This window comes from Saccharopolyspora cebuensis (genome assembly GCF_039542665.1).
GTDB lineage: Bacteria > Actinomycetota > Actinomycetes > Mycobacteriales > Pseudonocardiaceae > Saccharopolyspora > Saccharopolyspora cebuensis.
Genome location: NZ_BAABII010000005.1, coordinates 39,204 through 56,223, shown reverse-complemented (window position 1 = coordinate 56,223; position 17,020 = coordinate 39,204). Strand labels below are relative to the sequence as shown.

The 17,020-nt window shown below is 73.5% G+C and carries 16 protein-coding genes; 3 read left to right on the top strand and 13 right to left on the bottom strand.

Translation table 11 applies throughout. The annotated features are described in order from the left end of the window. Positions 1 to 78: 78 nt before the first annotated feature. From ABD976_RS10030 to ABD976_RS10020, 3 genes are all read right to left on the bottom strand, one after another. Positions 79 to 1,065 carry an LLM class flavin-dependent oxidoreductase gene (locus ABD976_RS10030; protein ID WP_345360811.1) on the bottom strand — a complete coding sequence of 329 codons (987 nt, stop codon included), beginning with the start codon at positions 1,063 to 1,065 and terminating at the stop codon, positions 79 to 81. Positions 1,066 to 1,275: 210 nt separating this feature from the next. Next, entirely contained in the window at positions 1,276 to 2,469 is a 1,194-nt protein-coding gene (locus ABD976_RS10025; protein WP_345360808.1) for a nucleotide disphospho-sugar-binding domain-containing protein, read from the bottom strand. A 43-nt stretch (positions 2,470 to 2,512) separates the two neighbouring features. Further along, entirely contained in the window at positions 2,513 to 2,629 is a 117-nt protein-coding gene (locus ABD976_RS10020) for a lasso RiPP family leader peptide-containing protein (RefSeq protein ID WP_345360805.1), read from the bottom strand. A gap of 409 nt (positions 2,630 to 3,038) precedes the next feature. On the opposite strand from ABD976_RS10020, the gene ABD976_RS10015 reads away from it, so the two are divergent. Both ABD976_RS10015 and ABD976_RS10010 read left to right on the top strand, forming a co-directional pair. Further along, positions 3,039 to 3,824 (top strand): IclR family transcriptional regulator, encoded by a 786-nt coding sequence (locus ABD976_RS10015; protein WP_345360802.1) that lies wholly within the window; start codon positions 3,039 to 3,041, stop codon positions 3,822 to 3,824. An 80-nt stretch (positions 3,825 to 3,904) separates the two neighbouring features. Further along, positions 3,905 to 5,128: a CaiB/BaiF CoA transferase family protein gene (locus tag ABD976_RS10010; RefSeq protein ID WP_345360799.1), complete on the top strand. Its 1,224-nt coding sequence runs from the start codon at positions 3,905 to 3,907 to the stop codon at positions 5,126 to 5,128. A gap of 3 nt (positions 5,129 to 5,131) precedes the next feature. On the opposite strand, the gene ABD976_RS10005 is transcribed toward ABD976_RS10010, so the two are convergent. From ABD976_RS10005 to mgtE, 3 genes are all read right to left on the bottom strand, one after another. Further along, a complete protein-coding gene (locus ABD976_RS10005; RefSeq protein WP_345360798.1) occupies positions 5,132 to 5,434 on the bottom strand; it encodes a hypothetical protein in 303 nt (100 codons plus the stop codon). 235 nt (positions 5,435 to 5,669) lie between these two features. After that, complete coding sequence (locus ABD976_RS10000; protein ID WP_345360795.1) at positions 5,670 to 6,851, bottom strand: MFS transporter; 1,182 nt, start codon at positions 6,849 to 6,851, stop codon at positions 5,670 to 5,672. Between the two features lie 154 nt (positions 6,852 to 7,005). Then, the gene (gene mgtE / locus ABD976_RS09995; protein WP_345360793.1) at positions 7,006 to 8,331 is read right to left on the bottom strand and encodes a magnesium transporter; all 1,326 of its coding nucleotides are present in this window, start codon (positions 8,329 to 8,331) and stop codon (positions 7,006 to 7,008) included. A gap of 143 nt (positions 8,332 to 8,474) precedes the next feature. Between mgtE and ABD976_RS09990 the strand changes: the two genes are divergently transcribed. Continuing rightward, complete coding sequence (locus ABD976_RS09990; RefSeq protein ID WP_345360791.1) at positions 8,475 to 9,350, top strand: endonuclease/exonuclease/phosphatase family protein; 876 nt, start codon at positions 8,475 to 8,477, stop codon at positions 9,348 to 9,350. 199 nt (positions 9,351 to 9,549) lie between these two features. On the opposite strand, the gene ABD976_RS09985 is transcribed toward ABD976_RS09990, so the two are convergent. The 7 genes from ABD976_RS09985 to ABD976_RS09955 form a co-directional block, all read right to left on the bottom strand. Further along, on the bottom strand, positions 9,550 to 10,254 hold the full coding sequence (locus tag ABD976_RS09985; protein ID WP_369775210.1) for a GTP pyrophosphokinase: 705 nt from the start codon (positions 10,252 to 10,254) through the stop codon (positions 9,550 to 9,552). A gap of 132 nt (positions 10,255 to 10,386) precedes the next feature. Further along, positions 10,387 to 10,704 (bottom strand): DUF2795 domain-containing protein, encoded by a 318-nt coding sequence (locus ABD976_RS09980; protein ID WP_345360788.1) that lies wholly within the window; start codon positions 10,702 to 10,704, stop codon positions 10,387 to 10,389. A gap of 66 nt (positions 10,705 to 10,770) precedes the next feature. Next, positions 10,771 to 13,062, bottom strand: coding sequence for a PQQ-dependent sugar dehydrogenase (locus ABD976_RS09975; RefSeq protein WP_345360785.1), 2,292 nt, complete (start codon positions 13,060 to 13,062; stop codon positions 10,771 to 10,773). Positions 13,063 to 13,120: 58 nt separating this feature from the next. Then, positions 13,121 to 13,798: a hypothetical protein gene (locus ABD976_RS09970; protein WP_345360782.1), complete on the bottom strand. Its 678-nt coding sequence runs from the start codon at positions 13,796 to 13,798 to the stop codon at positions 13,121 to 13,123. After that, positions 13,795 to 14,691: a sugar phosphate isomerase/epimerase family protein gene (locus tag ABD976_RS09965; RefSeq protein WP_345360779.1), complete on the bottom strand. Its 897-nt coding sequence runs from the start codon at positions 14,689 to 14,691 to the stop codon at positions 13,795 to 13,797. The genes ABD976_RS09970 and ABD976_RS09965 overlap by 4 nt, the downstream gene beginning before the upstream one ends. Continuing rightward, positions 14,688 to 15,845 carry a dihydrodipicolinate synthase family protein gene (locus ABD976_RS09960; protein ID WP_345360776.1) on the bottom strand — a complete coding sequence of 386 codons (1,158 nt, stop codon included), beginning with the start codon at positions 15,843 to 15,845 and terminating at the stop codon, positions 14,688 to 14,690. The genes ABD976_RS09965 and ABD976_RS09960 overlap by 4 nt, the downstream gene beginning before the upstream one ends. Beyond that, positions 15,842 to 16,996, bottom strand: coding sequence for a Gfo/Idh/MocA family protein (locus tag ABD976_RS09955; protein WP_345360773.1), 1,155 nt, complete (start codon positions 16,994 to 16,996; stop codon positions 15,842 to 15,844). Before ABD976_RS09955 ends, ABD976_RS09960 begins: the two co-directional genes overlap by 4 nt. Positions 16,997 to 17,020: the final 24 nt, after the last annotated feature.

The window sequence follows — 17,020 nt, the reverse complement described above, 5'->3', positions numbered from 1 at the left end:
ATCCGAAAATTGGCGCAGCGGGGAACGCACTGGTCGCCGCGCGCGGTGGCGGACCGATCCGCCACCGCGCGGCGGGGATCAGGACTTCAGGTCGCTGACCTCGGCGAGCAGCTCCAGCGAGCGCATCCAGGCGGTGCGGTCCGGCGCGGAGGAGACCACGATCAGCTCGTCGGCCTGCGCCTGCTCGGTGAAGCGGTCCAGGTGGTCCCGCACCTCCTGCGGGGTGCCGATCGCGGAGTGCTTCGCCATCTGCCGCACCTGGTGGCCCGCCGGGGAGTCCAGGATCGCGTCCGCCTCCTCGGGGCTGAACGTGCGCCCGCGCCCGACGAGCTGGGTGACCCGGTTGCGCTTCATCTCGTGGAACTGGGTCCGCGCCTCGTCGGTGGTGTCGGCGGCGATCACGTTCACCCCGGCGATCACGTAGGGCTCGGCGAGCTGCTCGGAGGGCTGGAACTCGCGCCGGTAGACCGACACCGCCTCCTCCAGCGCATCGGGGGCGAAGTGCGAGGCGAACGAGTACGGCAGACCCAGCAGCGCGGCCAGCTTCGCCCCGAACAGCGAGGAGCCCAGGACGTAGAGCGGGACGTCGGTGCCCTTGCCCGGGACCGCGTCGACGCCCTGGATACGGCTCTCCCCGCGCAGGTAGCCCTGCAGCTCCAGCACGTCCTGCGGGAAGCTCTCCGCCGAGGTGGGATCGCGCCGCAGCGCCCGCATCGTCTTCTGGTCGCTGCCGGGCGCGCGCCCCAGCCCGAGGTCGATCCGGCCCGGGTACAGCGTCGCGAGGGTGCCGAACTGCTCGGCGATGGTCAGCGGCGCGTGGTTGGGCAACATCACACCGCCCGCGCCGAGCCGGATGCTGCTGGTCTTCTCCGCCACGTGACCGATCAGCACGCTGGTCGCCGAGGAGGCGATGGACGGCATGTTGTGGTGCTCGGCGTACCAGATGCGGCGGTAGCCCCATTCCTCCGCGCGCCGGGCCAGTTCGACGCTGGCGGCGAAGCTCTCACCCGCCGTCTCACCGGAGCCGATGTGCGCGAGATCGAGGACGGAGAGCGGAGCAGTCACAGCGGGTCAACCCTTCAGGTCACGTACGTGCGGCGCGAGACGCCGGTTCCGGGGACGAAACGCCCGCGCGGACCGGGCTATTCCCCGCCGGGCCGCGCCACCGCGCGGAGGAGATCGCGGCCGGGAGGTGTCGGCCGGTGTTCAGCCGGGAACACCCGTCGCGGGTCGAGCTGCTGTCCGGACATCGGCCCGGCCAAGGCCCTCGCCGGTTCAGACGTGGAGCCGGTGGGGGCCGTCGTCGGCGGCCGCCGCGTTCCCGGTGCGCCCGTGCTCGATCGCCAGCCGCTCCAGCACCGGCACCACCTGGTGCGGGCTCGGCATCGCCCGGACCTGCGCCCGCAGCCGCGCGGCCTGCGCGGCGAAGCCGGGCTCCACGAGCAGGCGGGCCAGCCGGAACCGCACGTCGGCGTGGTCGTCGGAGGTCGTGGCGAGGGCCGCGCCCTGGCGGACGAGCGCCGCCGTCCGGTGCGGGTCCGCGCCCGGTGCCGTCGCCAGCACGAGCTGCGGCACGCCGTGCACCATCGCGGCGGTCATCGCGGTGCGGCTGCCCCGGTGCACGACCGTCGCGCAGTCCGGCAGCACCTCGTCCAGCGGGATCGCCGTCGCGTCCCTGGCACGTCCGGTCCCGGGGTGCGTCACGACCACCTCGACGTCGAGCTCGGCGACCGCTTCCGGCAGTTCCGCCGGTGCCGGGTCGACGAAGCACACCCGGGGGCGCCGCGGCGGTTCGCGCAGCCACTCCGGCAGGATCGCCGGGCCGCCGTAGGGGATCGGCCGGATCGGCGTGCTGCGCAGGTCGAGCGCGGGGCGCAGCCAGGGCGGTGTCGGGTCGAGGGTGAGCTGGCCGACCACGACCTCCTCGGCGAAGGCGCAGCCGAAGCGGGCGAGCTTGCCCTCGAGCCAGGCCGCCACCGGATCGGCCCCGCCGCCGTCGAGCTCCGCGTGCAGCGCCAGGAACACCGACCGCAACCGGGCCCAGTGGTCGACCCCGCTGAGCATCCTGGCGTGCGCCGCGCCCACGGCGGTCGCGACCACCGGCCCGGCGTAGGACACCTCGTCCCACACCACCAGGTCCGGTCGCCAGCGCTGCGCGACGTCGGCCAGGTCGTCGAGCATCGGGTCGTCCAGCGCGAGCGGTTCGTGGACGCAGGTGGTGAACAGCGCGTGCAGGCGCTCGTAGGTCAGCGCGGCGGGACTGGTCTCGTCCAGCAGCACTTCCCACCCGGGCGCGGCGCGACCCCGGTCACGTCCGACCTCCACGGCGGTGAGCCCGGTCCGCGCCACGGCGTCGGCCATCCCGGGCGGCCCGGCGACCCGGACCTCGTGCCCGGCCGCGCGCAACGCCCAGGCCAGCGGGGCGAGGGCGTGCAGGTGCGCCGGGGCGGGGGTGAACAGCACGCGCACGGGTTCACCCGCGCGCGGCGGGCCGGGTGCGGGACATCACCGGTCAGCCGCCGTAGAACAGGAAGCCGTCGTCCTTGAACCCGACGTCGGAGCCGAGCGTGTCCGCGTTGAACCCGCCCACCTCGGCCAGCGCCGGCGGCCGGTACGTCGGTTCGTCCATCGTGCTCTCCCCGGTGATCGGCGACCGCCCTCCGCGGTCGTCCGCGCCTACAGCACGGATCGTGTACGGCGACCGGTTCCGGGTCAACGGCGCGGCACCCGGCTCACCCGCTCCGTGCACGGGGATCATCCGCTCGGGGCCGCCGATCGGATCCGCCACCCGCACCGCTGCGCAGATCATGCTGAGAACAGTCCTTGCAGTAGGGGTCCTTTCGGAATGCGGCGGAGCCGCATGCGGTGCGGCCGTCAGCTTGCACCGCTGCGGGTTCTCAGCGGTCTTCTCGCGAGGACGCCCTGATGCCGTGTATGGGCATACATCAAGAAGGGCGCCCGGAGCGAGAAGGCCGCTGAGGTTCCGCTACCCGCACCGCCACGCAAGCCATTCTGAAAACAGTCCCTAGGGTGAGGGCATGGTTCCGGAGGACGAGGCCGACTCGTCGAAGCGCAAGCCGCTGCTGGTGCTGGGCAAGATCACCGAGATCCTCGACGCGTTCTCGCTGTCCCGCCCGGTGCTGACGTTGGGGGAGATCCAGCAGGCCACCGGCATCCCGGCGTCCACGGTGCAGCGCCTGGTGTCCAACATGGTGGGCGAGGGACTGCTGGACCGGGCGGGGGAGGGCATCCGGATCGGAGCGCGGATGGCCTCCTGGGCGGCGACCGCGGTCTCCGGGGTGGACGTGCTGACCCTGGCCCAGCCGGTGCTGCGGAGCCTGCGCGACCGCACCGGCGAAACCGCCTGCCTGTTCCGCGCCGAGCAGGGGCACCGGGTGTGCGTCGCGGTGGCCGAGACCCGGCACGCGCTGCGGCGCGAGATGCACGTCGGCAAGATCATGCCGCTGCACGCGGGCTCGGCCGGGCGGGTGCTGCTGGCCTGGGACGCCGAACTCGCCGAGGCGGTGCTGGCCGGGCCGCTCGAAGCGCTGACCGGGACCACGGTGACCAGTCCGGGGACGTTGCGCGGGCTGCTGGACCGGACCCGGCGCGACGGGTACGCGATCACCGCGGCCGAGCGCGACGACGGGGCGTCCGGGCTGGCCGCGCCGGTGTTCGGCGCCGGTGGCGAGCTGGCGGGGGCGCTGGCGGTCAGCGGTCCCACGATCCGGATGACGCGGTCCTGCTGCGAGCAGTGGGTGGAGCCGCTGCTGGAGCACGCCGAGCGGCTCACCGGCGTGCTGGGCGGCCGCCCGCCCGGCTGAGCCCCTCGATCGCGAGTCTTGCTCATATCGCGGGTGGTGGCCCATGATGTGAGTCGCCGCCGAGGTGAGGAGAGGAACACGTGAGCGCCGACAAGCCCTTGCCGCTGGAAGGCGTGCGGGTCCTCGAACTGGGCAACTACATCGCCGCGCCCACCGCCGGGCGGCTGCTCGCCGACTTCGGCGCGGAGGTGATCAAGATCGAGCGCCCGCGCACCGGCGACGAGCTGCGCGGATGGCGGCTCTACGGCGGCTCGACCTCGATGCTGTACCGCACCGTGAACCGGAACAAGAAGTCCGTCGTGCTCGACCTGCGCACGGCGGCGGGGCGCGACGCCGTGCTGCGGTTGGCCGAGCGCAGCGACGTGGTGCTGGAGAATTTCCGCCCGGGCACGCTGGAGCGGTGGGGGCTCGGCCCCGAGGAGCTCGACGCGGTCAACCCCGACCTGGTGCTCACCCGGATCTCGGCGTTTGGCCAGACCGGGCCGATGGCCGGGCGACCCGGTTTCGCCGCCGTCGCCGAAGCGGTCGGCGGGCTGCGCGCGCTGGTCGGCGAACCCGACCGCCCGCCGTCGCGCACCGGCGTGTCCATCGGGGACTCCATCGCCGGCCTCTACGCCGCATTCGGCGCCATGATGGCGCTGTTCCGCCGGGAGACCCGGCGCGGCGGCACCCGTCCGCCGCTCGACGAACGCGTCATCGACGTGGCCCTCAACGAATCCGTGCTGTCCATGATGGAATCGCTGGTGCCCGATCACCTGGCGTACGGGGTGGAGCGGCAGCGGGTCGGCGGCCGGATGGAGGGCATCGCGCCGACCAACGCCTACCCGTGCGCCGACGGCAGCAGCGTGGTGATCGCGGGCAACGCCGACGGCATCTTCCGGCGGTTCATGACCACCATCGGCCGGGACGACCTGGCCGCCGACGACGGGTTGGGCACCAACGCCGGGCGGTGGGCGCGCCGCGACGAGCTCGACGCGGCCATCGGCGAGTGGACCTCGTCGCTGCCGCGGGAAGCGGTGCTCGCCGAGCTCGACGCGGTCGGCGTCCCGGCCGGGCCGATCTACACCGCCGCCGACATCTGCGCCGACGAGCAGTACCGGGCCCGGGACATGGTCCAGCACTTCGACGTCGACACCGGGGACGACGAGCCCCGGCGGGTCGGTTTTCCCGGCATCGTGCCGGTCCTCGGCGGGACCTCGCTGCCGATCCGGGGCCTGGGCCCGGACCTCGGCGAGCACACCGAGGAGGTGCTGACCGGCCTGCTGGGGCTCAGCGCGGACGAGCTCGCCGCCGCCCGGGGCTGACGGTCAGCTCGCGTGCTGCCTGCGGCGGACCTGGAAGAAGTTGCTGTCCCCGCCGCCCTTGCGGTGCTCCTGGTAGACGAACTCCAGGTCGCGTTCGTCGAAGGTGTGGAACCAGTCGTCCCACGAGACGGTGCGCAGCTTCTCGCCGCCGTAACCGGGGAAGTCGACCTCCAGCACGCCGAGGTGATCGCCGTGCTCGGTCCCCGGTGGAGTCGCGGGCGTGCCGCCGCGCTGCTCGACCCACTGCTGGATCGTGTCGTGGTCGGTGGTGGTCAGGGACTGCCCGGGGTAGTCCTCGCGGGTCATCGTGGGCACCTCCTGTTCTGGGGTCGTCCACCGGTGGCTACCCGCCGGCGCGCGGACGGACCACATCCGCGTTCGGGGTCGACGGCCCCGCCCGGTACGCAGAGCGGGGCCGTCGCGCAGGACACCGCTGCGCCTGCGATTCGGGCCGGACGCGGCCGCACCCGGCCCGGTGATCGACACCCAAGCGCACGCCCGCTCCGCGCGCTGGCCGGCCCACCGGATCGGGCGACCGCGGTCAGCTCGGCAGGTGCGCGCGGGTGGTCGCGGTGATCCCCGCCGCGACGCCGAGCATGCCCGCGGTCAACCCGAACACCGCGCCGATCCCGGTGACCCCGGCCAGCGCACCGGCCAGGTAGGGCACCGCGACCTGGCCGAGCCGGTTGCCGCTGAGCCGCAGCGACAGCGCGCTGCCCCGGTCCTGGTCGGAGACCAGCCGCACCACCCAGGTCATCGTCAGCGGCTGGCCGAGGCCCATGAAGAACCCCGCCACCGCCAGGCAGACCAGCAGCACCCACGGCACCGGGACCAGCGGGACCACCGCCAGGGCGATCGCCGAGCACAGCGGCGCCGAGACCAGCAGCAGCCTGCGGTCGACCAGCGCCACCAGCCTGCCGAGCAGCAGGCGGGACAGCACCGAGGTGATCGTGCGCGCGGTGAGCAGCGCGGTGACCACGCCGACGCCGATGCCGTGGTGCTCGCCGAAGACCGGCAGGTAGGCGGTCAGCACGTCGGTCGCGGACAGCACCGCGAGGCTGGAGTACATCGCCGGTTTCATGCCGGGCGTGCGCAGCATCCGCCAGCTCGACTGGCGCTGCGCCCGGCGCACCGGTGCCGGCGGCGGCGTGCGCAGCACGGCCACCAGCGGGAGGGCCAGCACGGCGAGCGCGGTGGCCACCAGCAGGCCGGGTGTCGTGTTCAGCTCCCCACCGGGCCCGCGCGTCGCCGCGGTCACCGCGCCGCCCAGCGGCAGCCCGACGGCTTGGCCGAGCGAGACGCCGAAGGTGAGGCCCCCGAAGCGGCGGTCCAGCTCGGCGGTGGTGGAGAGCTTGGCGATCACGGCCTGCCCGGAGACGGTGAACAGGAGCTGCCCCAGCCCGAGGACCACGTTGCCCGCGCCGAGCAGCAGGAGGTCGGAGCTGACCGCGGTGAGCCCGGCGCCGGCCGCGGTCAGCACGGTGCCCGCGACGATGGCGGGTCCGGTGCGGTACCGGTCGACGGCCCGTCCCACCGGGAGCGCGATCAGCAGCGGTACCAGGGCGAAGGCCCCCGCGATGACGCCGACCGCGGTCGCGTCCCCGCCCAGCGCCAGCGCCCGGTACGAGGTGTTCACCCGCACGATGCTGTAGACCGCGTTGGCCAGCACCGTGGCGGCCACCAGGGGGCCGAACCACCTCAGCTCAGCCCGCGTCGTGCTCACCTGCGCAACGCGCGGGGGCGAGGGCCGCCCGGGTGACGTCGAGGTGCCCGGCGGGCGCGGGCCGGTCTCCGGGGGGCTGCGGTGGGGAGGAGGCGATCATCGACGGCCAGTCTGCTCCGTCGTCACCCGGTCGTGCGAGTTCAGGTAGCGGGGCTCACAGGCCCAGGACGAGGCGGGCGATCAGGAAGTAGATGATCAGCCCGGTGGCGTCGACCAGGGTGGTGACCAGCGGCGCCGAGATCACCGCCGGGTCGACGCCGACGCGCTTGGCCAGCAGCGGCATGGTGGAGCCGATCATCGCCGCCCAGGCGCACACCAGGACCAGCGAGGCGGCGACCGTGACGGCCACCGGCAGGTCCACCAGCAACCCGCCCACGACGAGGCCCACCGCCCCCAGCGCCACGCCGAGCACCAGCCCGACCCGGCACTCCCGCCACGCCACCCGCGGCACGTCGCCGACGCGCACCTCGCCGACGGCCAGCGCCCGGACGGCGGCGGTGGCGGCCTGCGCGCCGACGTTGCCGCCGGTGCCCACCAGCAGCGGGATGAACAGCGCCAGCGCGGTGACCTGTGCCAGGGTGGCCTCGAAGAACTGCAGCACGTTGACCGTGAGGGTGGCCGCCACGATGAGCAGCAGCAGCCAGATGATCCGCGAGCGGGCGAGCGCGACCACCGAGACCGACATGTAGTGCCCGCTCCAGGGGGTCGCGGCGGCCTGCCGGGCGATGTCCTCGGTGTCGGCCTCCTCGATCAGGTCCACCGCGTCGTCGATGGTGAGCAGCCCGACCACCCGGTCCTCGCTGTCCACCACGGTCAGGTCCACGAGGTTGGCGTCGGACATCAGCCGGGCCGCGGCCTCGGCGTCGTCGGTGGCGCGGACCCGCGGCGCGCCGTCGTCGACGAACTCGGCCACCGGGCGGTCCGGCGCGCTGAGCACCAGGTCGCGCAGGCTCACCGTGCCGACGAAGCACCGCTGGTCGTCCACCACCGGCAGGGTGTAGACGGTCTCGGCCTCCAGGCCCTTCTCCCGGACCGCCTCCAGCGCGTGCCCCGCGGTGCGGCCGTACCGGACGGCGACGGGTTCGGGGCTCATCGACCGCCCCACCGAGCCCTCCGGGTAGCCCAGCAGCGCCGCGGTGGTGACGCGTTCGCGGTGGCTGAGCCCGGCCAGCACCCGCTGCGCGAACTTCGCCGGGGCCTCGCCGAGCAACCGGACCCGGTCATCGGGGTGCATCGCCTCGACGAGCTCCCGGAACGACTGGTCCCGCAGCCCGGACAGCACGTGCTGCTGGTCGGGCGGGTCGAGCTCTTCGAACACCGTCAGCGCCTCGTCCTTGGGCAGCAGCCGGAACAGCAGCACCGCCTGCACCGGGGAGGCGCGGGCGATCTCGTCGGCGATCTCGTGCGGGCGGTGCTCGTCGAGCCAGCGCAGCAGGCCGACGACGTCGTTGTCGTCGAGCAGGTCCTCCACCTCTGCCATGCTCACCCCCCGGCGGGTCGGTCCCCTCCCGAAGGATGCCGTACCCGGCGGCACCGGGCAGATCACCCGCGTTCGGCGGATTGTTCCGGTCAAGAAGATGAGATTTGCTCATGTTCATTCCGCCGCCGTCCGGGAGGTCGTCGATGATCCGCTTCGCCGCGATGCTGCTCGCGGGAGCGCTGGCCGTCTCGCCGGGCGCCGCCTCCGCCGGGCCGGAGGCCGAGGAGGGTGCGTTCTCGGTGCTCACCTACAACGTGGCCGGGCTGCCCGAGCCCCTCTCCGGCAGCGAGCCGGCGCGCAACACGCCGCTGATCGGGGAGCGGATCGCGCCCTACGACGTGGTGCACGTGCAGGAGGACTTCAACTACCACGCCGCCCTCTACGAGGCCGACGACCACCCGCACCGCACCCCGACCAGCGGCGGGGTGCCGTTCGGGTCCGGGCTCAACACGCTGGCGAACTTCCCGGTGACCGACCTGGACCGCGTCACCTGGGAGCAGTGCTGGATCAACCAGGCCGACTGCCTCACGCCGAAGGGCTTCACCTTCTCCCGCGTCGAGATCGCCCCGGGGGCCTCGATCGACTTCTACAACGCGCACGCCGACGCGGGCGACACCGCGCTGGACGAGGCCGCGCGGCGGGCGAACCTCCTCCAGCTCGCCGACTACATCGCCGAGCGCTCCGCCGACCGCGCCGTGGTGGTGATGGGCGACCTCAACTCCCGCTACACCAGCAGCGGCGACATCGTGCGGGAGTTCGCCGCCCGCACCGGGCTGACCGACCCGTGGGTGGAATTGGTGCGCGACGGCGTCCCGCCGCCGATCGGCGGTCCGGCGCCCGCGTGCGAGCCGGCCGACCAGTGCGAGGTGGTGGACAAGATCTTCTACCGCAGCGGCGCCGACCTGCGGCTCACCGCCACCGACTACGCCAACGACCGCACCGGGTTCCTGCGCGAGGACGGCGAGCCGCTGTCCGACCACGACCCGATCAGCGCGGAGTTCACCTGGCACCAGCGCTGACCGGTGGCTCCGTCGAGCCCGAGCGCACCAGGAGCTTCCTCAGCCGGATCCAGCACTTCACCCCGGAGGAGCTCACCGCCGAGCTCGCCCGCGCGGGCTTCGCCCACGTCGAGGTGCTCGGCGACCTCGCCGGTGCCGAGCACGACCCGGCGGCCCCGTCCTTCGCCGCCGTGGCGTCCTGAGCGCCGGGCGGTGCGGATCAGCGCCGCGGCGGGAGGGTGCGGTCGTGCAGGGACTGCATCCGGGCGTCGAGATCGGCGGCGGCTTCGGCGGCGGCGGTGAGCTCCCCGGCGAAGTCCTGCGGGACGGCGCCGCCGCTCTTGTAGGTCAGCTCGTGCTCCACGGCGGCCCAGAAGTCCATCGCGATGGTCCGGAGCTGCACCTCGACGGTGACCGGCTCGGTGCGGTCGGACAGGTGGACCGGGACGCGCATGATCAGGTGCAGGCTCCGGTAGCCGTTCGGTTTGGGCTCGGCGATGTAGTCCTTGACCAGCACGGTCTCCATGTCGTGCTGCCGGAGCAGGTCGTGCACCAGGTAAACGTCGGAGATGAAGGGGCACACCACCCGCACGCCCGCGATGTCGTCGAGGTGCTCGCGCGCCGCGTCCGGGGTGATCGGGTGGCCGCGCCGGTGCAGCTTCGCGGCGATGGCGGCGGGGCGCTTGATCCGGGAGGTGATGTGCTCGATCGGATCGTGCTCGTGGGCGTGGTCGAACTCCTCGCTCCAGATCCGCATCTTGGTCATCATCTCGTCGACCGCGAACTTGTGGAGCAGCAGGAGGTACCCGGCGCGGCGCATGAAGTCCAGGTCCGGCACCTCGTCCGGCGGCCCGGCGGGCAGCTCCCGGTGCGGGGAGGACCAGCCGTGGCCGGGTTCGCGCGGTGGTCGGTCCCTGGGCGGCATCAGGTCTCCTCGGCGGCGGTCGGCTCGCCGTCCAGCCTAGGCACGCGATGCCCGGTATGCCCGGAAAGTGGTGTACGCCTCCACGACGCGCACACGCCGAGGGCGCCGCCACGTGGCGGCGCCCCCGGCGGGTCAGCGCTTGCGGTTCTCGCCGAGCTCCTCGGCGATCGGGTGGCTCGGGATCGGCTCGTCCCGCTCGCTCATCCCGGACTTGCCGGGCTGCCGGTGCTGCTCCTGGGCCTCGGCTTCGGACGGTCCGGTCCCGAGCGGGACGGACTGCTCCACCTCCGCCAGGTTGGCGTACTCGACCGGCGGGATCGAGTTCAGCGCGCGCATCGTGTCGCGATCCGCGCCCGCTTCCTGCGCGTCGCGCACCAAGGTGTCCTTGTCCGCCGGGAAGTCGGATTCGGACAGGGCGGTGCGCAACCGGCGCACATCGGTCGTCACCATCGTGGCTCACCTCCCTCCCGGAGCTACCCGGCAGGGAGGTGGGCCAAACGGCTCAGCGCCAACGGTTCAGCGCCGCAGGAAGTGCCGGTACTGGTGGGCGATCGTGCGGTGGTCGGCCGCGGTGTCCAGGAACATCAGCGAATCCATCCGGCAGTCGCAGGGGTTGCGCTCCTGCGTGTTCTGCGGATAGCTGCCGCCGACCTTGATCCCGCGCGGGTCGGTCGGCGAGGTGCCGGTCCCGTCGACCTGCCACGGGTCGCCCGGCACCACGTAGGATCCCGGCACCGGACGCCCGTTGCGGTAGAGCGCCATTTCCCCGGTGGTGTAGTCGAACGTGGCCGCCAGGTGCACCCACTCGCCGCGGGGCAGCAGCGTGCGCCAGTCCTGTTGCGCGGCGAAGGTCTGCGAGGCGCCGCCGTCCAGCCGCCTGCCCAGCGCCACCAGCTTGAGCTCGCCGTCCACTTCGATCAGTTCCAGCAGCGCCCGGACGCCGTGGCCGTCGGAGTCGCCGCTGAGCACCCCGGCCAGCCCGACCGAGTTGAACCGGTCGTGCGGATCGGGCGTGGTGGTGTCCGGGGCCGGGTGGTCGCCGGTCATCTTGAACCAGCCCATCACGGTGATGCCCTCGGCGCCGTTGAAGTCCCGCAGCGACTCCACGCCGCCCTCGTCCCAGATCCCGGCCTTCCAGTCGTCGTCGCCGGCCTGGTCCGGGTTCACCTGCCGGGTCTGCAGCGCGTTGTTGCTGCCCGGGAACGCCCCGTCGTCGACGCGCATCTCCTCGCCGCCGTTGACCAGATCCAGCAGCGAGTTCGACGAGCCCTGGTCCTCCTCGTAGGAGTCGTCCGCGGCGAACGGGTGCTCGAAGTCGTAGTGCGCCACCAGATCGCGCTGCACGCGGTCGGTCACCGGCGGTTCCTGGCCCCAGCGGGTGCCGGTGACCTTCCAGATGGTGCCGTTGGCCTTGGCCAGCAGGTACAGCTCGCCCTCGGTGTCGACGCCGAAGCGCAGGTCCACCCGGCCGTCGCCGACGAAGTCGGTCATCCGCATCGGGTCGCCCTCGGCGTTGAAGAGCTGGAGCTCGTGCAGCGGCGCGCGCTCGGCACCGCGCTCCATCTCGTCGACCTCGGTGTAGTAGACGCTGCCGTTGACCAGGTCGCCGAAGACGTACTTGCCGCGCAGCGCGGGGACCTCGTCACCCCGGTACACCTGCCCGCCGGAGATCGCGTGGCCGCTGTCGGAGTTGCACGGCCAGTTCAGCGGCGCGTCGTGGTCGTAGGCGGCCACCGGGTAGGTGTAGCCGTACCGCTCGTCGTCCTCCGGCAGCGGGTAGAGGTAGCACTGCGTCTCGGGGCGGAACGACAGGTAGCCCTCGCGCTCGCTCCAGCCGAGGTTGTCCCCGGCCCGCACCTCGTAGACGGCTTCCACCGCGCGCTGCCCGATGTGCCCCAGGTACATCGCGCCGCTGCGCGGATCCCAGCTGAACCGGTGCGGGTCGCGCATCCCGTAGGCGAAGATCTCGCCCAGCGCCCCGTCCCGGCCGGCGAACGGGTTGTCCGGCGGGATGCCGTACCGACCGCCGGGACCGTTGTCGCCGGCCGGATCGATGCGCAGGATCTTGCCCGCCGGGTTGCCCAGGTCCTGCGGGATGTCGTTGTCCACCGCGATCCCGCCGTCGCCCACGGCGAGGTAGAGCAGCCCGTAATCGGGGTCGCCGGGACGCGCGGTCGGGTTGAAGTCGATCTGCTGGATGGCGTGGACCTGGCTGCCGAAGCCGAAGCGGAAGATCTCCCGGCTGGTGCCCCGAAACACGTCGGCGGACGGGTCCTCGGCGGTCCACTCGGTCACCACGCTCTGCACGACCGAGTCCGGCTGGTTCGGGTAGGTCGGCTCCTCGGTGGCGATCGCCTCCTCGCCCTCGGTGTGCACCGTGTAGAAGATGCCGTTGTCGGCGAACTCCGGGTGGAAGGCGGCGAAGCCGAACCCGCTGCCCATGCCGCGCCCGGAGAAGAAGTGCTCGAAGCGCTCCCGGAAGTCCAGGTAGACGTGCTGCTGGTCGCCTTCCAGCAGGTACAGCGGTCCGTTGAGGTCCGGGACGTACATCCGCCCGGAACCGTCGGGTACCTCGCCGACGAAGTTGATCCGGTTGTGGCGCATCAACCGCTCGTCGGTCGGCGGCGGCGTGGGTTCGGTCTCGGGGAGCTGGGCGTACTCCTCCAGCACCAGGCCGAGCCGGGAGGGGATCGGGTCCTCGGGGATCGGGTCGGTGATCGGCTCGTCGCCGACCGGGGCCGCCGCCGGGGCGGGCCCGGCCGACACCACCGGTGCCACCAGGGTCGAGGCGACCGCTGCCGCGGTCACCACGGGTAACCACCATCTGCGCTTGCGCACTGCGGAACTCCTGTCTCGTCGGGTCCGGTCAGGACAGGTGCGGGAGGGCCCGGCCGACGGCGGTGACCTCGCGGACGCGGCCGTGGTTGTCGAACGAGCCGAAGCCGATCCGGCCGCCGCGCAGCCGGTGGTCGGTGGCGGTCATCAGCAGCCGCCCGTCGACGTGCACCGCGATCCGCCCGGACGGGACGTGCTGGTCCACCCGGACGCGGTGCCAGTCGGTGTCGTCGATCGCCGGCGGTGCCCCGCTCGTCCCGTCCCACTGGTCGTCGATGCGCTCGCGGTCGGCGTCGTCGACGACGAAGATCCCGTTGTGCGGGTAGATCGTGTTGTCCTGGGACAGGTGGACGTAGCTGAACCGGGTCGGGGAGCGGTAGTTGAGCAGGAGCACCACGTCGCGGTCGTCCCGGGCGACCGGTTCGTCGATGCGGACCTCGGCGGTGTAGCGCAGCGTGCCCAGCGCCGGTCCGCGCTGGACCACGGCGTACTCGAACGGGCGCCGCGGTCCCTCCGGCGGGTCACCGCGTTCGACCAGCACCACCTCGCCGGCCCGGAACTCCCACTTCTCCGGGGTCAGCGGTGCCCAGTCCCGCTCGTCGGCCCGCGGCTGCACCCGCGCCCAGCTCGCCGCCTCCTGCGCGGTGGCCACCGGCGCGGCCAGCAGCGCGAGCACCCCGGCCAGGGCGACCGCCCACCGGCGGCTCACCGGTCGGCCCCCAGGTGCGGGGCGACGAACTCGGCGTAGCGGCGGGCGATCGTGGCCAGCACCGCCGCGCCGTCGGCCGCCCACACGTCGGCGTTGAAGATCTCCACCTCGACATCGCCCCGGTACCCGGTGTCGCGCACCGCCCGGGTGAGCGCGGCGAAGTCGATGTGACCGTCGCCGACCATCCCCCGGCTCAGCAGCGCGTCCGGGGGCAGCGGGGTGATCCAGTCCGAGATCTGGTAGCTGACGATCCGCTCCCCGGCGCGGGCGATCCGCTCGGCCACGTCGGGGTCCCACCACACGTGGAAGGTGTCGACGACGACGCCGACGACGTTCGCCGGGTGCTGCTCGGCGAGGTCGAGCGCCTGGCCCAGGGTGGCGACCACCCCCCGGTCGGCGGTGTAGATCGGGTGCATCGGTTCGATGCCCAACCGCACCCCGCGCTCCCGGGCCGGTCCGGCCAGGGCGGCCACCGCCTCGGCCACCCGCGCCCGCGCGCCCGGCAGGTCCCGGTCGCCCGCGGGCAGCCCGCCGGGGACCAGGACGAGCACCTCGCAGCCCAGCGCCGCCGCCTCGTCCAGCGCGTCGAGGTTGTCCCGGTGCGCGGCGGCCGGATCGGGCCCGGTGAAGAACCCGCCCCGGCACAGCGACGAGACCCGCAGGCCCGCGTCGGCCACCAGGCGCGCGGCGGCCGCGGTGCCGACCTCGGCGACCGGTTCGCGCCAGAGCCCGATGGCGCCGATGCCGCGCTCGACGCACCCGGCCACCGCTTGCGGCAGCGACCAGCGCGCGGTGGTGCGCTGGTTCAGCGACAACCGGGCCAGCGCGGGATCTCCCGGTCGCGGGGTGGCGATCCGCGCCGGGTCGCCGGAGGGCACGTCGCGCGCGGTCACGACGCCGCTCCCGAGGTCTCCAGCAGCAGCCGCATCCGGTGCGCCGCCAGCTCCGGGTCGGGCAGCAGCCGGGCTTCGTTGGCCAGCGCGAAGATCCGCGCCAGGTGCGGCACGCCGCGGGCCGACTGCATCCCCCCGACCATGCTGAACCCGGGCTGGTGGCCGCTGAGCCAGGCGGTGAACGCGATCCCGGTCTTGTAGTGGAACGTCGGCGCGCCGAACACGTGCCGGGACAGCGCCAGGGTGGCGCCCATCTCCGCGTCGTAGGTCGCCAGGTCGCCCTCGTCCAGCGCGGTCAGCGCCGCCGAGGCCGCCGGGGCGACCGCCGAGAACGCGCCGAGCAGGGCGTCGGAGTGGTGCTCGCCGTCGCCCCGGATCAGCTCCGGGTAGTGGAAGTCGTCGCCGGTGTAGAGCCGGACCCCGGCGGGCAGCGCGGCGCGCAGCGCGCGTTCGTGCTCGGCCGACAGCAGCGACACCTTCACCCCGTCGACCTTCGCGGCGTGCTCGCGGACCAGGTCCAGGAACACCTCGGTGGCCGCGGGCAGGTCCGCCGCGCCCCAGTACCCGGCCAGCAGCGGGTCGAACGCCTCGCCCAACCAGTGCAGGACCACCGGCTCGGCGACCTGGCGCAGCACCGCCCCGTAGACCTCGCGGTAGTCCTCGGGGCCGCGGGCGATCCGGGCCAGGTGCCGGGAGGCCATCACGATCACCTGCGAACCGGTGGACTCCACGAACCCGACCTGCTCCTCGTAGGCGGCGAGGACCTCGGCGGTGGAGCCGACCTCCGCCCGGTGGTCGGTGCCCGCCCCGGAGGCGATCCGGGCGCCGTGGTCGCGGGCCACCTCGGCGCTGCGCCGGACCAGCTCGCGCACCGCGGCCCAGTCCAGCCCCATGCCGCGCTGCGCGGTGTCCATCGCCTCGGCCACCCCGAAGCCGTAGCCGAACAGCACCCGGCGGAACTCCAGGGTGGCGTCCCAGTCCAGCACGGCGGGAGCGCCGGGGGAGTTGTCGGCCAGCGGGTCGGCGACCACGTGCGCGGCGGCGAAGGCGACCCGGCTGCGGTGCGGTCGCGGATGCCGCGGCCACGCCCGGGGTTCGCGCAGCACGACCTCGGTCCAGCCGTCCTCGGTCGGCAGCCGCAGGGAGGCGCTCATGCCGCACCGCCCTCGGGCAGCTCCACCCGGCGGCCTTCGGCCGACGACGTCAGCCCGGCGTCGACCAGCCGCAGCCCGCGCACCCCGGCGGCGAGGTCGTAGGGGTGCGGGCGTCCCAGGTGCACGTCGAGCAGGAAGCGCTCCCACTGGGCGCGGAACCCGTTGCCGAACTCCGCGTTGTCCGGCACCTCGTCCCACTGCCCGAGGAAGTCCTCGTCGGTCGGCTCGTCGGGGTTCCACACCGGACGCGGGGTGCGCACCCGGTGCTGCACCCGGCAGCCGAACAGCCCGGCCACGGCCGAGCCGTGGGTGCCGTCCACCTGGAACTCGACCAGCTCCCGCCGCGCCACCCGCACCGCCCACGAGGAGTTGATCTGGGCCACGGCGCCCCCGTCGAGCTCGAAGAGGGCGTACGCGGCGTCGTCCGCGGTCGCCGCGTAGGGCTCGCCGCGCTCGTCCCACCGCTGCGGGAGGTGCGTGACGGCCTTCGCGGTCACCGCCCGGACCCGGCCGAAGAGGTTCTCCAGCACGTAGTTCCAGTGGCAGAACATGTCCAGGACCATGCCGCCGCCGTCCTCGGCGCGGTAGTTCCAGCTCGGCCGCTGCGCGGGCTGGCCGTCGCCTTCGAAGACCCAGTAGCCGAATTCGCCGCGCACCGACAGGATCCGGCCGAAGAAGCCGGAGTCGGCGACCCGCTTGAGCTTGCGCAGGCCCGGCAGGTAGAGCTTGTCGTGCACGACGCCGTTGACGATCCCGGCCTCGGTGGCGGCCCGCACCAGCTCCTGCCCGTCGGCGACCGAGGCGGCGATCGGCTTCTCGGTGAACACGTGCTTGCCCGCGCCGATCGCCCGCAGCAGCGCATCCTTGCGGGCGGCGGTGATCTGCGCGTCGAAGTAGATCGGGGCGTCGTCGTGGGCCACCAGCTCCGCCGCGTCGGTGCTCCACTCCGCGACGCCGTGCTCGTCGGCCAGCCGCTTGAGCCGCTCGGCGTTGCGGCCCAGCAGCACCGGCTCGACCTGCACCCGGCTGCCGTCGGGCAGCGGGATCCCGCCGTCGTCGCGGATGGCCAGCACCGAGCGCAGCAGGTGCTGCCGGTAGCCCATCCGCCCGGTGACGCCGTTCATCAGGATGCGGTAGGTGTGATCGGTCATGGTCGTGCGGCTCCGTTCCCGGTG

Excerpts from the sequence above, each read along its gene's own strand:
- ABD976_RS10020 (WP_345360805.1), bottom strand. The coding sequence starts at position 2,629 with ATGGACGAACCGACGTACCGGCCGCCGGCGCTGGCCGAGGTGGGCGGG.
- ABD976_RS10015 (WP_345360802.1), top strand. The coding sequence starts at position 3,039 with ATGGTTCCGGAGGACGAGGCCGACTCGTCGAAGCGCAAGCCGCTGCTG.
- ABD976_RS10005 (WP_345360798.1), bottom strand. The coding sequence starts at position 5,434 with ATGACCCGCGAGGACTACCCCGGGCAGTCCCTGACCACCACCGACCAC.
- mgtE (WP_345360793.1), bottom strand. The coding sequence starts at position 8,331 with ATGGCAGAGGTGGAGGACCTGCTCGACGACAACGACGTCGTCGGCCTG.
- ABD976_RS09990 (WP_345360791.1), top strand. The coding sequence starts at position 8,475 with ATGATCCGCTTCGCCGCGATGCTGCTCGCGGGAGCGCTGGCCGTCTCG.
- ABD976_RS09985 (WP_369775210.1), bottom strand. The coding sequence starts at position 10,254 with ATGCCGCCCAGGGACCGACCACCGCGCGAACCCGGCCACGGCTGGTCC.
- ABD976_RS09980 (WP_345360788.1), bottom strand. The coding sequence starts at position 10,704 with ATGGTGACGACCGATGTGCGCCGGTTGCGCACCGCCCTGTCCGAATCC.
- ABD976_RS09960 (WP_345360776.1), bottom strand. The coding sequence starts at position 15,845 with ATGAGCGCCTCCCTGCGGCTGCCGACCGAGGACGGCTGGACCGAGGTC.
- ABD976_RS09955 (WP_345360773.1), bottom strand. The coding sequence starts at position 16,996 with ATGACCGATCACACCTACCGCATCCTGATGAACGGCGTCACCGGGCGG.